Annotated in this window: 14 protein-coding genes; 8 read left to right on the forward strand and 6 right to left on the reverse strand. The window is 55.0% G+C overall.

Features of this window, described 5'->3' with window-relative positions:
* The first annotated feature begins 37 nt into the window (after positions 1 to 37).
* Complete coding sequence (locus NUS69_RS03605) at positions 38 to 2,641, forward strand: ATP-dependent helicase (RefSeq protein WP_258084471.1); 2,604 nt, start codon at positions 38 to 40, stop codon at positions 2,639 to 2,641.
* On the opposite strand, the gene NUS69_RS03610 is transcribed toward NUS69_RS03605, so the two are convergent.
* Both NUS69_RS03610 and NUS69_RS03615 read right to left on the reverse strand, forming a co-directional pair.
* The gene (locus tag NUS69_RS03610) at positions 2,630 to 3,334 is read right to left on the reverse strand and encodes an RAD55 family ATPase (RefSeq protein WP_258084472.1); all 705 of its coding nucleotides are present in this window, start codon (positions 3,332 to 3,334) and stop codon (positions 2,630 to 2,632) included. The two genes, NUS69_RS03605 and NUS69_RS03610, sit on opposite strands and share 12 nt — an antisense overlap.
* Positions 3,335 to 3,419: 85 nt before the next feature.
* Positions 3,420 to 5,264 carry a prolyl oligopeptidase family serine peptidase gene (locus NUS69_RS03615; protein WP_258084916.1) on the reverse strand — a complete coding sequence of 615 codons (1,845 nt, stop codon included), beginning with the start codon at positions 5,262 to 5,264 and terminating at the stop codon, positions 3,420 to 3,422.
* 98 nt (positions 5,265 to 5,362) lie between these two features.
* Between NUS69_RS03615 and ribD the strand changes: the two genes are divergently transcribed.
* The 4 genes from ribD to ribH are packed head-to-tail and all read left to right on the forward strand — an operon-like array spanning position 5,363 to position 8,622.
* Positions 5,363 to 6,445: a bifunctional diaminohydroxyphosphoribosylaminopyrimidine deaminase/5-amino-6-(5-phosphoribosylamino)uracil reductase RibD gene (gene ribD / locus NUS69_RS03620; protein ID WP_258084473.1), complete on the forward strand. Its 1,083-nt coding sequence runs from the start codon at positions 5,363 to 5,365 to the stop codon at positions 6,443 to 6,445.
* On the forward strand, positions 6,426 to 6,983 hold the full coding sequence (locus NUS69_RS03625) for a riboflavin synthase (protein ID WP_258084917.1): 558 nt from the start codon (positions 6,426 to 6,428) through the stop codon (positions 6,981 to 6,983). The genes ribD and NUS69_RS03625 overlap by 20 nt, the downstream gene beginning before the upstream one ends.
* A complete protein-coding gene (locus NUS69_RS03630) occupies positions 6,980 to 8,140 on the forward strand; it encodes a bifunctional 3,4-dihydroxy-2-butanone-4-phosphate synthase/GTP cyclohydrolase II (RefSeq protein ID WP_258084474.1) in 1,161 nt (386 codons plus the stop codon). The genes NUS69_RS03625 and NUS69_RS03630 overlap by 4 nt, the downstream gene beginning before the upstream one ends.
* An 11-nt stretch (positions 8,141 to 8,151) precedes the next feature.
* Positions 8,152 to 8,622 (forward strand): 6,7-dimethyl-8-ribityllumazine synthase, encoded by a 471-nt coding sequence (gene ribH / locus NUS69_RS03635; RefSeq protein WP_258084475.1) that lies wholly within the window; start codon positions 8,152 to 8,154, stop codon positions 8,620 to 8,622.
* On the opposite strand, the gene NUS69_RS03640 is transcribed toward ribH, so the two are convergent.
* Genes NUS69_RS03640 through thiC form a run of 4 tightly spaced genes read right to left on the reverse strand, consistent with a single transcriptional unit; the run spans position 8,606 to position 12,069 of the window.
* A complete protein-coding gene (locus tag NUS69_RS03640) occupies positions 8,606 to 9,199 on the reverse strand; it encodes an IMP cyclohydrolase (RefSeq protein WP_258084476.1) in 594 nt (197 codons plus the stop codon). The two genes, ribH and NUS69_RS03640, sit on opposite strands and share 17 nt — an antisense overlap.
* Entirely contained in the window at positions 9,196 to 10,128 is a 933-nt protein-coding gene (locus tag NUS69_RS03645; RefSeq protein WP_258084477.1) for a formate--phosphoribosylaminoimidazolecarboxamide ligase, read from the reverse strand. Before NUS69_RS03645 ends, NUS69_RS03640 begins: the two co-directional genes overlap by 4 nt.
* The gene (locus NUS69_RS03650; protein ID WP_258084478.1) at positions 10,125 to 10,784 is read right to left on the reverse strand and encodes a phosphoribosylaminoimidazolesuccinocarboxamide synthase; all 660 of its coding nucleotides are present in this window, start codon (positions 10,782 to 10,784) and stop codon (positions 10,125 to 10,127) included. Before NUS69_RS03650 ends, NUS69_RS03645 begins: the two co-directional genes overlap by 4 nt.
* A gap of 4 nt (positions 10,785 to 10,788) precedes the next feature.
* Positions 10,789 to 12,069, reverse strand: coding sequence for a phosphomethylpyrimidine synthase ThiC (thiC, locus tag NUS69_RS03655; protein ID WP_258084918.1), 1,281 nt, complete (start codon positions 12,067 to 12,069; stop codon positions 10,789 to 10,791).
* Between the two features lie 144 nt (positions 12,070 to 12,213).
* Between thiC and NUS69_RS03660 the strand changes: the two genes are divergently transcribed.
* The 3 genes from NUS69_RS03660 (at position 12,214) to NUS69_RS03670 (ending at position 14,679) form a co-directional block, all read left to right on the forward strand.
* On the forward strand, positions 12,214 to 13,119 hold the full coding sequence (locus NUS69_RS03660; RefSeq protein WP_258084479.1) for a hypothetical protein: 906 nt from the start codon (positions 12,214 to 12,216) through the stop codon (positions 13,117 to 13,119).
* Between the two features lie 81 nt (positions 13,120 to 13,200).
* Positions 13,201 to 13,797, forward strand: coding sequence for a hypothetical protein (locus tag NUS69_RS03665; protein WP_258084480.1), 597 nt, complete (start codon positions 13,201 to 13,203; stop codon positions 13,795 to 13,797).
* Between the two features lie 129 nt (positions 13,798 to 13,926).
* Entirely contained in the window at positions 13,927 to 14,679 is a 753-nt protein-coding gene (locus NUS69_RS03670; RefSeq protein ID WP_258084481.1) for a sulfide-dependent adenosine diphosphate thiazole synthase, read from the forward strand.
* Position 14,680: the final 1 nt, after the last annotated feature.

Genomic DNA, 14,680 nt, shown 5'->3' on the forward strand with positions numbered 1-14,680 from the left:
CGAATAGCTTAAAAATCGAAAACCCAACCGAACCTCGATGCGCGGGGAAAGGATACGCTACGCCGAGAGGGAATACACTGATGAGGAAATATTTGGGATACTCAGCGAGCCGGTTAGGGAGTGGTTTAGGCGGAAGTTTGGAACATTCACACCGCCACAGCGCTACGCGGTCATCGAAATCCACAAGGGAGAGAACGTGCTCATCTCATCTCCAACCGGTTCCGGGAAGACCCTTTCGGCTTTTCTCGCGGCCATAAACGAGCTTATCCTCCTCGGCAAGGCCGGGAAGCTTGAGGATAAAATCTACGTGCTCTATGTCTCCCCGCTGAGGGCTTTGAACAACGACATTAAGCGCAACTTGGAGGGGCCCTTGGCCGAGATAAAGGAGGTGGCAAAGGAGCTCGGCTACGAGATTCCGGACATAAGGGTTGGCATAAGAACGAGCGATACCTCAAGCTACGAGAAGAGCAAGATGGTGAAGAGGCCGCCGCACATACTTATAACCACACCCGAAAGTCTTGCCATAGCCCTGAATGCCCCCAAGTTCCGCGAGAGGCTTAAGACGGTCAAATACCTCATCATAGACGAGGTTCACGCTTTAGCTGAAAACAAGCGCGGCACTCACCTCGCGCTCAGCGTCGAGAGGCTCGCCCATTGGTCCGAGAACGAATTCGTGAGGATAGGCCTGAGCGCGACAATTCATCCGCTTGAGGAGGTCGCCAAATTCGTCTTCGGCTTCGATGACGATGGGAAGCCGAGACCGGGCCTGATAGTTGACGTTAGCTTCGCCAAGGAGACTAAGATATGGGTCGAGAGCGTGGTTGACGACCTTGTTTATACCGATGCTGGAACGCTTAGCAACGCCCTGTACCGCCGTCTGGCGGAGCTCATCAGGGAGCACATGACAACGCTGATCTTCACCAACACGAGGAGCGGTGCCGAGAGGGTCGCATACAACCTGAAAAAGCGCTATCCGGAGTTCGAGGGTCTTATAGAGGCGCACCATTCAAGCCTCTCGCGGGAAGTTCGGTTAGACGTTGAGGAGAAGCTCAAGAAGGGCGAGCTTAAAGCGGTTGTCACCTCGACGAGCCTTGAGCTTGGGATTGACATTGGGACAATTGATTTGGTCATTCTTATCGGTTCGCCGAAGAGCGTTAACAGGGCCCTGCAGCGCATTGGAAGGGCCGGCCACAGGCTCCACGACGTCAGCAAAGGAGTAATCCTCGCCCTCGACCGCGACGACCTCGTGGAGGTTACGGTCTTAGCGCACAACGCGAGGAACAGAAGGCTCGACCGGATAAGGATACCGAAGAACCCCCTCGATGTCCTCGTCCAGCACCTCCTCGGGATGGCGCTCAACCAGGTGTGGGATGTGGAGGAGGCGTACAAACTTGTGAGGCGCGCCTATCCGTACAGGGACCTGCCCTTTGAAGACTTCATGAGCGTGCTGAGGTATCTCGCCGGGGAGTACGCTGGTCTGGAGGAGAGGAAGGTCTACGCGAAGATATGGCTTGAGGACGGCCGCTTCGGAAGGCGCGGCAAGATGACGAGGGCGATCTACTATATGAACGTCGGCACGATACCTGACGAAGCAAAGATACGGGTCTACACCATGGACAAGCAGATGATCGGAACGGTTGAGGAAGAGTTTGCCGAAAGGCTGATGCCCGGCGACATCTTCGTCTTGGCGGGGAGAACCTACGAGTTCGTCAAGAGCAGGGGCAACAAGATTTACGTGATTCCCCGCGAGGGGGCGAAGCCGACCATTCCAGCATGGTTCTCGGAGATGCTTCCGCTCAGCTTCGACCTTGCTATGGATGTCCAGCGCTTTAGAAAGGAGGTCGCCGGCCTCGTGGACAACAAGCGAGCCAAGAGCCTGCTCATGAGGAAGTACGGCATAGATGAGAGGGCCGCCAAGGCGATTTTGACTTATTTCCGCGAGCAGGCGAGGTATTCAACGGTTCCGGACGACGAGACTGTTCTCGTCGAGGAAGTCCTCGGGGATAAGAGGAACCGCTACTTTTTCCACACCCTCATCGGAAGGCGCGCAAACGACGCCCTGAGCAGGGCTTTTGCATATCTCGTGAGCAAGAAAAAGAGGACCAATGTCGGTGTCGCCATAAACGACAACGGCTTCGCCCTGCTCCTTCCCCCTGATAAGAGGTTGAGCGAAGAGGAGATAATGGCCCTGTTTGAAATCGAAGACCTCCGCGAGGTTCTTAGGAGGGCCCTTGACAACACGGAGCTCCTCAAGAGGCGCTTCAGGCACGTCGCCAACCGCGGGCTGCTGATCCTCAGGAGATACATTGGAAGGAGCAAGCGCCTCGGAAGGCAACAGGTCATGGCCGTTGCGCTCCTCAAAGTGCTCAAGGAGAACCACCCTGACTTTCCGCTTCTCAAGGAGGTCTACCGTGAGATAATGGAGGACAAGATGGACGTTGAGGCTGCCGAACTCTTCCTCCGCTGGGTCAGGGAGGGAAGGATAAAGGTGGTGGTCGAGCACAACGAACTCCCAAGTCCATTCGCATTCAACCTTGAAGTGATAGGCTCAAGCGACGTGGTCCTCATGGAGGACAGAAGGGAGATGATAAAACAGCTCCACAGAAAGATAATGGCGATGATAGAAGCGTCAGGGCAGTGAAATGACGCGGTCGTGGTGGACGACTATCCCCCTGCTGGTTATCTCGTACGGGCGCATACTGTGGTCGAAGCCACTTCCCCTGAACTTCAGTATCTTCAGCCCGCGGTATAGCGTCCCCTGGATGTCAAACATCCTCAATTCTATGACCCCGCTCACAAGGTACTCCTCGATGTCGGTCTTCTGCAGTTCGGACGTCATGAGAACCGTTGCACCCATCCGGGCCATGCTCTTCACAAAGCTCAGAAAGGCTTTTCGGTATTCCATCTCCTTTGAGGAGGTCAGCTTAAGCATTGTTATTGGGTCAAGTATGATCCTGGTGTAATGTCTTTCCCTCAGCTGCTCCTTTATTGCGGCGGTCATTTTCTCCATGCTTCCAGCAAAGGACTCAAAGAAGTCCTCGACAAGAACGTATCTCTCCGATGTGGGGGTGGCGTCTATCAGGGTAAACCTGCTGTCGTTGATTCTAAAGCCCATCTTCGCCATATCAGCCCTCAGGTTCTCGGCGGGCTCTTCGAGGGTTACGTAGAGGACGTTTTCACCGTTTGCGATTCCAGCCATAGCAAAGTGCATGGCGAGGGTAGTTTTGCCAGTACCTGGAGCACCTTTTACCAAGTACGTCCTTCCGGGTATCAATCCGCCCCTGAGCATGACATCGAGCCCCGGGATGCCCGTTGATATCCTCTTGCTGTACATGATTCCGCCCCTAGTCTATTACTCCTATGCCCGGATATAAGAACTTTTCGAGCTTCCCGGGGCAAAATTGAAAAGGTATGGTTGGTCAGAGGTTCTTGATGACAAAGGCCAGAAGGTCGGTCAGTTCCCTCGCTCTCGTTTCCGGTGAAGCGCCCATGTGACCGCTCTTCGTCTCCACGCGGAGATAGACGGGGGCACCGACTTCCTTCAGTAGTTTGAAGAACTTGAGTGCATGTGCCGGATGCACACGGTCGTCGTGGAGGCCGGTGTAGAGGAGTGTCGGCGGATATTTTGCCGGCTTCACGTTGTGGTACGGGCTGTATCTTAGGAGAAACTCCCTGTCCTTCGGGTCGTCGGGGTTGCCGTATTCGGGAATCCAGACGCTCCCGATGTATAGCTTATGGAACCGGAGCATGTCTATGACGGGATACCCTATCAGCGCCGCATCCATGATGTCCGGCCTCTGGGTGAGCGTTGCTGAGACGAGAAGTCCGCCATTGCTCCTGCCCCAGGCCGCTATCCTGTAACCCTCGCCTTTGAGCTTCTCCAGAACCGCTATGAAGTCATCGAAGACATTCTGTTTGTTCTCCCTCATTCCAGCCCGGTGCCACTCCTCACCGTACTCGGAACCGCCGCGGAGGTTGGCCATGGCGAAGGTTCCGCCCCGCTTTATGAAGGGTATCACCTGTGGAAAGAACCTTGGCGTCAGCGAGATGTTGAAGCCGCCGTAGCCGAAGACCCACGCCTTCTTCTCGTCCTTCTCACCCCTAACGAGGAAGTAGTGAACCCTCGTTCCGTCTTTGGAGACGGCAAAGTCCTCCTCGACCCTGAAGTTCCCTTCAACTTCTTGCTCCTCTATGAGATTAAGCTTCCCCTCGAACTCGTAGAGCCTGTACGGAACTGTGAAGCTCTCGTACCTTATGAGGGCTTTCTTTCCATCGGTGTCGAGGGGATGGGCGCTTCCCGGAAGGTCGAAGGCCGCCTCCTCAAGCTTTTCACCGTCCAGGGAGTAGACCTCAAGGCGGTAGCTCGCGTGGACGAGCCTGCCAGCGAGTATTTTACCGTCCACGATAACCGCCCACTCCAGCGGGAATTCGCTCTCAGGTATAATCTCCGCAACTTCGCCGTCTTCCACCGTTATTACCTTTCCGAGGCCCCTCCCCTCCCTCGTGAGGACGTAGAGCTTTCCGTCGATCACGTCAATCGGCTCCGCCGGAACCTCTGCAGAGTAGGCCTTCTCCCACCTCTCCGGCTCCTCAATCGGCCCGACGTATATCTCCGCCCTGTTCCAGCCGAAGGTCACCGTTACCATCGCAGTCTTTCCATCGGTGCTCTTCCTCAGCGAGATGAAGTAGCCGGAGCCGAGGCCCTCACCGAAGACCATCCTTTCACCGCTCTCGTCCTTCCAAAAGAGCCTCACCGCTGGAGCCTTAACCCCGTCGGGCGTCTCACCGTGCCGGTAGAAGCGCGAGAAGTAGTAGCCATTCTCAAGGAATGTCACATTCCAGACCGAGGGCTTCATCTCATCGATGAGCTTTCCTGTTTTGAGGTCTATGATTCGGGTTATCCCCTCGTCGGCGCCGCCTATCGAGAAGCTGTAGGCGAGGAACCTTCCCTTCCCGTCGGCGGTGAAGCCCTGTAGCAGAACCTCGTCGTTAAGCTCCTCCTCAAGGGCCTTGGAGTCAACTATGACATCGCCACCGAGCCATCTGATAAGCTGTCTCTCCCTCTCCTTGTACATCGCTATGATGCCCTTCTCGGTGAGCTTCGCACCGTAGAGCGTCGGCATCGAGTAGTACTCCCAGACCTCCGGAAACAGTTCGTCGCTCAGTTCTCCAATGAACTCCCTAAAGCGCTTGTTCTCTTCCTCAACGAGCCTGAGAACCCGCTCATCTTTGAGGTTTTCCATCCATGCGTAGGGGTCTTTCATGAAAATCACCATCTTAACGTTCGACGAAGGGCATAAAAAAGTTTTGTTGTTCCAAACAAGGAACAAAAAATTTAAAATTTTGGAACAAAGTCCCGACCATGAGCATGGAAGACGAGGGGTTCATGTGGCTCGCGCTCGAGCTCGCGAGGAAAGGCGAGGGCTGGGTCAATCCTAACCCGATGGTCGGGGCTGTCATAGTAAAGAACGGGGATATAATCGGCGTTGGCTGGCATCAGCGCTTCGGCGAGAAGCACGCAGAGGTTGTGGCTATAGAGGACGCTAAGCAGAAAGGCCACGACGTTAGGGGCGCTACGATGTACGTAACGCTCGAACCCTGCTCCCACTGGGGGAAGCAGCCACCCTGCGCCGACAGGATAATAGAGGAGGGGTTCAAGCGCGTTGTAGTGGCGATGGAAGACCCTAACCCCATCGTGACCGGCAGGGGAATCGAGAAGATGAGGAAAGCGGGCATAGAGGTCGAGGTAGGCGTTCTGGAGGAGGAGGCGAGGAAGCTCAACGAGATTTTCATCAAGTACATAACCACCGGAACCCCCTTCGTCTCGATAAAGCTCGCCCTGACCTTAGACGGCTTCATCGCGACCGAAAACGGCTCTTCACAGTGGATTACCGGAGAAAAGGCGAGGCTGAAGGTCCAGGAGCTCAGGAGGAGGCACATGGCTATAATGGTCGGCTCCGGAACGGTTCTAGCAGACGACCCAAGGCTCAACTGCCGGCTTGAAAACTGCCCGGAGAAGGTGAAGGTAATCCCCGACCGCTCCGGAAGGGTTGCGGAAGCAATTAAGGCGGGAAGGAGGTTCAAACTCTTCGAGGACGGGAGGGCGATATTCTTCACCGAGAGGCCGGAACTCTTCGAAGGCATAGCGGAGGCCTACCCAATAACGGAACCTGCAGAAATCCTGAGGAAACTCGGCGAGCTGGGGATAGACAGCGTTCTAATCGAGGGTGGAAGGATAGCGTGCGAGTTCTTAGCTTTTGCGGATAAGTTCTACCTCTTCTACGGGTCGAAGCTCTTCGGCAACGGAATCAAGCCCTTCGAGTGCCTGAAGGTCGAGAACGCCAACGACGCTCCCATGCTCGAGATAGAATCGCTGGAGAGGCTCGGCGAGAGCTTCCTCGTGACGGCTTACCCCGGTGATGGAGATGTTCAGCGGAATCGTTGAGGGAACGGGAAGGGCCCGCTACTCCGCTGGAAGGCTCTACGTCGAGTTACCCTTCGAGGTCAAACCCGGGGATAGCGTCGCCGTTAACGGGGCCTGCCTAACGGTGGTCGAGTTCGACGGGAGAAAGGCTCTCTTCGACGTCGGTGAGGAGACCCTGAGGAGGACGAACCTGAGGGAAGCCAAGGTGGTGAATCTCGAGAGGGCTTTGAAGCTCGGCGAAAGGCTCAACGGACACATCGTTACCGGCCACGTGGACGGGACGGTGCGCTTTCTGACGGCAAGGAGCTCAAGGAACACTACCTTGATGGCCTTCGAGATGCCGGCCGAGAGGTGGGGCGTTGCCGAGAAGGGCTCCATAGCCCTAAACGGAGTTTCCCTCACCGTTGCGAGGGTAGAAGCCAACCGCTTTTGGGTCCAGGTAATTCCGTACACCCTCAAAAACACCAACCTCGGTCTCCTGAGGCCTGGTGAGAGGGTGAACTACGAGATTGACGTCCTGGCCAGATACGTAAAGCGCATCATGGAGGCAGGGGTATGAACTGGGAGGAGATCAGGAAAGCCGTGCTCGATGGGAAGCCGGTCGTTTTGATAGACGACAGGAGGGAGTTCGAAGCGGATTTGATTTATCCCGCGGAGATAGCTTCGTCCGAGGTCGTCAGCTTCATGCTCTCGGCCAAGGGGCTTCTCTGCCTCACGATGGACATGGACGAGGCTCTAAAGCGGGGCTTCTTCTCCCTCCCGACCAAGGAGGGCGAGACGAACTTCCTGATTCCGGTTGATTACAGGGAGACGTTCACGGGAATAACCGCGGAGGAGAGGGCTTTAACCGCTCGAAAAATCGCCGAGGGGCTGGACATCGAGGCCTTCCGCTACCCCGGTCATCTTCCGCTTCTCGGCGGAGTGGGCCTCAACAGGCGGAAGGGACACACCGAGAGCTCGCTGGAGCTGATGGGGTTCCTCGGCTTCAAGCGCTACGCCCTGATCGTGGAGATTCTCGACGAGAAGGGTAATTCCCACAACAGGGACTACGCGCTCAACTTCGCGAGGGAGCACGGTTTGCCTGTCCTTACAACCGACGACGTCTGGAAGGAGTTCGTGAGGAGGAAGGGGCTGATTAAAGTTTACGCCAACGCGAGACTGCCGACGCGCTACGGCGAGTTCAGAATCATAGCCTTCGACAACGAGCTGGACTTCAGGGAGCACGTAGCGATAGTGAAGGAGCCCTACGGCGAGGTTCCGCTGGTAAGGATCCACTCGAAATGCCTGACCGGGGACACCTTGACCTCTCTCAAGTGCGACTGCGGCAGTCAGCTGGCCCATGCCCTAATGATGATAGCCCAGGAGGGAGGCATATTCCTCTACATGGACCAGGAGGGCAGGGCAATAGGGCTGAAGGAGAAGATAAAGGCCTACGAGCTCCAGGATAAGGGCCTCGACACGGTTGAGGCAAACGAGGCGCTCGGCCATAATGCCGACGAGAGAACCTACGAAGCTGCGTTCCAGATGCTCCGTGCTTTAGGAGTCTCCAAGGTCAAGCTAATCACCAACAACCCGGCAAAAGCCAAAGCCCTCGAGGAGTTCGGAATCGAGGTCGTCGAGATCATTCCAGCTCCGGGCGAGGTTACGGAGCACAACAGACCTTACCTCAGGGTGAAGGCTGAGAAGCTCGGCCACAGGCTGCCCTTCGAGGTTTAGGAGGTGGTTTGATGGAGGTAAAAACAATCGAAGGGGCCTTTATAGGAAAGGGCCTGAGGATTGGCATCGTCGTTGCCCGCTTCAACGACCTCCTCACCGAAGAGCTCCTTAAGGGAGCACTCGACTGCTTCGAGAGGCACGGCGTGGAGAGGGTAGACGTCGTGAAGGTCCCGGGTTCCTTTGAGATACCGCTCGCCGCCAAAAAGCTCATTGAGAGTGGGAGGTACGATGCGGTCCTTGCCCTCGGCGCCGTCGTGAGGGGGGAAACCAAACACTTCGACCTCGTCGCGAACGAGGTTGCCAAAGGCGTTGCCAAGGTCTCCCTCAACAGCGGCGTTCCCGTAATCTTCGGTGTGATAACGGTCGAGGACGAGCTCCAGGGCTTCAACAGGGCGGGTGTGAAGAGCAACAAGGGCTTCGAGTACGCGATGGCAACGCTCGAGATGGCGAACCTCATGAAAGAACTCAGCGGCGGGGACTAAAGGCCAGCCCCCACCCCTTCCTTTCTTTCACTATTCCAACTGCGAGCACCTTCTTCTCGAAGGACAGCCACATAGCCCTCTCGGCAAGCTCCTCGGCGCCATCAAAGCCCGGGAAATCGAGCTTCGCAAAGCCGAGGTTGTATGTTGCCGTCACGAAGGCTTTTCCATCTTTAAGCTCCAACGTCTTCACCCAGAACTCGTCCCTCCCGGCGAAGCCGAGCCAGCCCTTCCCGCTGGTTCCGATTATTCCGGCTATCCTAGGCGTGTCGTAGTCGTCCCTCTCGTAGTCAAGGGCGTCCAAAACGTGAACCAGGGCCTTCTTTGGACTCTCCCACTCGAGGGCCTGGGCAATGAAGTCCGTCTGGAGACCGTTGGTGACGACGGCGTACTCATCGAGGAGCCTCACGACGGGGTAGCTGACGTAGGGGTTGTCCGTCTCTGTTAGGTTCTCGATGTAGACCGCGTTTTCTCTCACGATTGCCTTCCTCCTAGGGAAGGAGCGGGAGCAGAGGAGGTAGAAGGCGAAGGGTTTGCCGTCCATCAGACCGATCCCAAGGGTCCTTCCCGTGTAGGTCAAGTTACCACCTCCCCAAGCCTCTCCTCCCCGAGAGCGAGCCTTATCTCCCGCGCTATCCTCCTCCCAACGGCCATCTCTTCCCGCCAGTAGAGTCTTCCGTACCAGTGGAGTGCGTTCGAGCCACCGTCTATCCGCGAGGCGAAGCCTATCGCCCTAAAACTCCCGTCGTAGGCGAAGTGGAGCGCAAATGGACCAATTATTCCCGGCGGTTCGAGCCTTTTCATCGCCTCAACGAAGGCCAAACCGTAGTCGTAGAGCCTCGGCAGGAGGGACTCCCTTAAAGCTACTCCCACGTTCCCCGCTATGGTGTAGGGGAGCTGTTTCACAGGCCAGCGGGCGTTTCCATCGGCTATAACTACCCGCTCATCGACGCCGAGGAGCTCAAGCCTTTTCAAAATCGGCGAATAGAAGAAGTGGACGTAGAGGTAAACACCGGGAACAAACTCCTCGATTCTGAAGTTGGCCTTGATGTTCCCCAGTCTCCCCTCCAACTCCTCTCCCCTGTCTATGAAGTGCCCTCTCCCGCCCCTCGGCCCCTCAAGGCGAACGAAGTAAAGCTCATCAGGCTCAATCTCCCCCGGCTCAACTACCTGAACCCTTGGAATCCCCGCCTCATCCAGCGCTTTATCCTGCAGTTCAAAGGTCGTCTCCCACTTCAGGAAGCGTTTGTTGCCGAAGAACCTGGCTTTAGCCTTCTCTATTGCCTCAAGCCCGAGGTAAGCGACGAAGGAGCCGTGAGGGATTACGATTCCATCGTCCCCAAGAATCACGCCCATGTCTTCCGTGACGACAAGCTCGTCCGCGAGCCTCGTGGAGGCGTAGAAGGCCCTCCTTTCGGGCTTCACGTAGAGCCTCGCCTTGAATCCCTCGTCTTTAGCTCCAAGGAGAATCTGGAGGGAGGAATGAGAGGCTATCGTCGAGATAATCATTCAATCACCTCCGAGAGCTCCTCCCGAGTCAGAACCATCTCCTTTTTCGCGACGCGCATCGTGTCCCCGCTAAGTTCGTCTATAACTATCAGCCCACCATCGAGCCTTCCGAACTCAAGCTTGAAATCAACGAGCTGGAGGCCCCTTGATGAGAAGAACTTCCCTAATATTCTTGCCACCTTCCTCGTCGTTTCCTTCATCTCCTCGACCTCTCTCCGACTCGCGATTCCGAGGGCAACTACTGCCTCCTCAGCTATGAGCGGGTCGTCGAGGGAATCATCTTTTAGCGTGAACTCCACGATGTTGAGCTCCTGCAATTGATTGACCCAACCCCTGTAGCGCCTGAGAAAGCTCCCGTAGGCCTTGAAACGATAGATAACTTCCAGCGGAATCCTCTCTGCCTTCAGGAAGCGTGCTTTTCTTTCATCAATGCGCTCGATGAAGTGCGTTTTTACGCCGTTTCTCTCAAGAAGTTTGAAGAAGAACTCCGTCTGCTCCAGGACAATGCTTCCTTTTCCCTCCCTCTCACCGATTACCTCGTTGCCTCCGCTGTCTTCCTTCCCTTCTCTGCCGAGAACTGTATCCTTGAAGTGGAAGATTAGGTAGGGGCCCTCCTCGTAAACGTCCTTCGTCTTTCCCCGGTAGACCAGCCTCAATATCTCACCCCTTTCTGAGCATGTCGTTGATGAGCTTTATCGCGCACAAATCGCCACACATCGAGCATGCCTCCGTTTTAGTCGGCCTCTCCTTCCTTATCTCGATGAACTTATCCCTGTCCTGGCTCAGCTCAAACTGCTTCGCCCAGTCGAGCCTGCCACGAGCGAGGCTCATGAGGTAGTCCTTTCTAAAATCCGCCTCGAAGCGCGTCAAATTGACTGCATGGGCGGCTATTTTTGAAGCTATCACTCCTTCCTTTACGTGCTCCACCGTTGGCAGTCCGAGGTGCTCCGCCGGGGTGACGTAGCAGAGGAAGTCTGCGCCGTTTAGAGCAGCTATCGCCCCGCCTATGGCAGCTGTGATGTGATCGTAGCCCGGAAAGATGTCCGTAACGATGGGCCCCAGCACGTAGAAGGGCGCGTTGTCCGTTGCAACCTTGGCGAGCTTTATCTGGGCCGGTATCTGGTCTATAGGTACATGCCCGGGCCCCTCGACCATCGTCTGGACGCCGAATTCCCTGGCTTTTCTAACGAGCCTCCCGAGGGTGTAGAGCTCGGATATCTGCAGTTCATCGCCGGCATCTGGAAGTCCACCGGGCCTCAGCCCGTCGCCGAGGCTCAGAACGACGTCGTATTCCTTGGCCAGCTCAAGGAGGTAGTCGTAGTCCCTGTAGAAGGGGTTCTCCTCGCCCCAGTGGAGTATCCATGCCGCCAGAAAAGTGCCACCGCGCGAGACCATGCCGACGACTCTCTTTACCCTCTTCATCTTCTCGACGACTTCCCTGGTTACTCCAACGTGAATCGTCGTGTAATCAACGCCGTCCTGGAAGTGCTTCTCAACGGCCTTCCACATGTCGTCTTCGGTCATCTCGATGATTGCCTTCCCCTTGGCCAGCATCTCCTCGGCGGCCTGGTAGATTGGAACCGTCCCGATTGGCACATCAACGGCGTGCATTATGGCCTTCCTTATGGAGTCGAGGTCACCGCCGGTGGAGAGGTCCATTATCGTGTCGGCGCCGTACTTGACAGCGACCTTAGCCTTCTCTATTTCGGCCTTGACATCGACGATGTCGCGGGAGGTGCCTATGTTTGCGTTCACCTTGACGCGAACGACGTCGCCGACCGCGACGGGCTTAACCCAGTCGTGGCGGACGTTGCGGAAGATGACGGTGTGTCCTTTAGCCACGCTCCTCCTGAGCTTTTCGGGGCTTATCCCCTCCCTCTCGGCGATGAACTTCATCTCCTCCGTGATTACCCCGCGTTTGGCCTCCTCAAGCTGGGTCATTCCCATCACCCGGTTTTAAAACCCGTTTATAACAAAGTTTTTAAATTTCAAAACTCAGTTTTGAACGGGACTTAAAAGGTTTTTGGAGCGCTCAATCGAAAACTTTTTGAAGTCGTAAGTATTATTAGCTGTTGAGGTGACCTTATGAAAAAACTAATAATAGCAATTTTGGTAGGTTTAGGCTTAGTATTAACGGCACTTTCAGCCGCGTTGCAGATTCCCATAACCTCAATGGAGTACGCCGGAACGAAGGTTGAGTATTACAGGGGCACGTTTCTTGGCCCCTCCTTTGAGGTCGAGCTACCAACCAGCGACCCAGCAACGGTCACGGTCTCAATGCTCATGCCCAACGGCTCTATGGTGGATCTTGGAGTGTATTCCGGCAAAGGCAAAATCTCAATAGACTTCCGCCGGGTACTTTACGCCATGCGTGAATGGAATAGATACCTGAGGGCAGAAGGCATAAACCCCGAGAGTGTTAAACCTTCACTGCTTCTGCTGGGGACTACGGTTGACAGAGACGGCAATCTAAACTACTTCATGAAAACGGTTCCCCTCAACATTGGCAGAATCGTGTCTGGAATGAGAGTTAAAGTCCAACTCGATAATTCAGCATCGGGCAGGCTTTATAGCAAAAGCGAAGTTGAGAAGATCCTCCATGATTCCAAAAGAGTAATCCCAAGGGAAATTGTAGGCGCGTCTTCCGATGGATCATCACTATTAGGATCTTCATGTTCACCTCCGTTCTATGAGGGCGGTGATTGGACATGGTACTGCTTTGAGTGGTTCCACGAGAAGACATTGGGGAGGGCCAGCATCATTCCAGTGGCCGCTTTCCAAGTGGCTGGCGATACTGATAAGGTGAACAGCATTTTCATTTCTTTGAATTATGATGCAATATCTGACAACAGTGCGGAGCTGGCTTTTTCTGCAGTGGGAGCTATTGAGAAAGGCAGTGTCGGCGGTTCAGTGGAGGGAAAAATACTGGGTTATTCCTACACAATAGACAGTAGATCACTAAGGATCCCGGAATCGACAGTTAAGATATAGGGCTCAGAATTAACATCACCATCTGTTGTCGGGGCAGGGATTGGGGGAAGTGCTGTATTTTCTAAGTACAGGCTCTATAGAGTGGACTATGTCAACGGGAGAGTCTGGAACAAGAAGCCCCTGGACACTTATGCCTATGTGATTCTTGGAAAGCCTGATGAAAAGGACATGAGTCTAAGGAAATTCGTTGAACCCGGATGGCCAAGAAATAGTGGTGGGCCAATGAGTAGAACTATGTGGTTCGTGCATTGGTATTGGGATACTAAAGGTAATATCGAGGGCAAGGGAGGAATCCTCACCAATACTTACTACTTTGGTCACAGGGTGGACACCCTTCCACTGTTTTCGGCTTCAGCGCCGGTACTGGGTATCATCGGAAGCGGAAACACAAAAGTTGCACCTTTTACCTTGGCGATTGGTGTGGGGTTAACCAAAGAAACAAGAACGTCCTCACTGGTCAGCGTCTCATTGGCACTAAAAGAAACGTACAAAAACACCAACGTTCGTCTCACGATATACTCCAGTAAGGTTAGGCTTGAGTACAAGGGCAGGAAATATCCCCTCACGGGAATGTTCGGAGATATCTTCATACCTGGGAGTTCAGGGTACAATCCTCCCTGTGATCCACACAAGAGGTACTGTCCCACGGAGAATCCTGAAAACCCAACAGATCATTGATTTCCACCCTTTTTGATTTTATCTGTAGATTTATGGTCTAAAGCTGATTTTTAAAACCCGTTTATAACAAAGTTTTTAAATTTCAAAACTCAGTTTTTACCGCGGCTTAAAAGGTTTTGGGTGGTCGCGATGCTGAGGGAGATGGAGATAAGCAGGGCGATAATCGAGGCCTACACGGCCGAGCTTCTTGAGGGCCTGAGCCTCGACGTCGCTATTGTGGGCGCGGGCCCCTCGGGAATGGTTGCCGGCTACTACCTTGCCAAGAACGGGGTCAAGGTTGCGGTCTTCGAGAAGAAGCTCTCCATCGGCGGCGGAATCTGGGGCGGCGCGATGGGCTTCAACAGGATAGTCGTGCAGGAAGAGGCCAGAGAAATCCTCGATGAGTTCGGCATAACGTACAAGTCCTTCAAAAACGGCCTCTACGTTGCCGATGCCATCGAGACAGCAACCACAATCGCGAGCCAGGCCGTTAAGGCCGGCGTGAGGTTCTTCAATATGGTTGAGGTCGAGGACTTGGTTCTCAAGGACGACCGCGTGGCCGGGATAGTGATCAACTGGACGCCGGTTCTCATGACGGGCCTCCACGTAGACCCGCTCACGGTGGAGGCGAAGTTTGTAATCGATTCGACTGGCCACGGGGCGCAGATAAGCCGGCACCTCGTCAAGAGGGGCCTGCTTGAGGTTCCCGGGGAGGGCCCGATGTGGGCCGAGAGGGGCGAGGAGCTGACGGTAAAGCACACGAGGGAAATCTTCCCCGGCCTCTACGTCACAGGGATGGCCGCCAATGCAATAGCCGGAGCACCGAGGATGGGACCGATATTCGGCGGAATGTTCCTGAGCGGGAGGAAAGCGGCCTTCGAAATTCTCGAAAAGCTGAGGTGAT

The sequence above is a fragment of the Thermococcus thermotolerans genome, from assembly GCF_024707485.1.
Lineage (GTDB): Archaea > Methanobacteriota_B > Thermococci > Thermococcales > Thermococcaceae > Thermococcus > Thermococcus thermotolerans.

Coding starts and splice junctions, on each gene's coding strand:
- thiC (WP_258084918.1), bottom strand. CDS start 12,069: ATGACCCAGCTTGAGGAGGCCAAACGCGGGGTAATCACGGAGGAGATG.
- NUS69_RS03660 (WP_258084479.1), top strand. CDS start 12,214: ATGAAAAAACTAATAATAGCAATTTTGGTAGGTTTAGGCTTAGTATTA.
- ribD (WP_258084473.1), top strand. CDS start 5,363: ATGAGCATGGAAGACGAGGGGTTCATGTGGCTCGCGCTCGAGCTCGCG.
- NUS69_RS03630 (WP_258084474.1), top strand. CDS start 6,980: ATGAACTGGGAGGAGATCAGGAAAGCCGTGCTCGATGGGAAGCCGGTC.
- NUS69_RS03670 (WP_258084481.1), top strand. CDS start 13,927: ATGCTGAGGGAGATGGAGATAAGCAGGGCGATAATCGAGGCCTACACG.
- NUS69_RS03645 (WP_258084477.1), bottom strand. CDS start 10,128: ATGATTATCTCGACGATAGCCTCTCATTCCTCCCTCCAGATTCTCCTT.
- NUS69_RS03605 (WP_258084471.1), top strand. CDS start 38: ATGCGCGGGGAAAGGATACGCTACGCCGAGAGGGAATACACTGATGAG.
- NUS69_RS03625 (WP_258084917.1), top strand. CDS start 6,426: ATGTTCAGCGGAATCGTTGAGGGAACGGGAAGGGCCCGCTACTCCGCT.
- NUS69_RS03615 (WP_258084916.1), bottom strand. CDS start 5,264: ATGAAAGACCCCTACGCATGGATGGAAAACCTCAAAGATGAGCGGGTT.
- ribH (WP_258084475.1), top strand. CDS start 8,152: ATGGAGGTAAAAACAATCGAAGGGGCCTTTATAGGAAAGGGCCTGAGG.
- NUS69_RS03610 (WP_258084472.1), bottom strand. CDS start 3,334: ATGTACAGCAAGAGGATATCAACGGGCATCCCGGGGCTCGATGTCATG.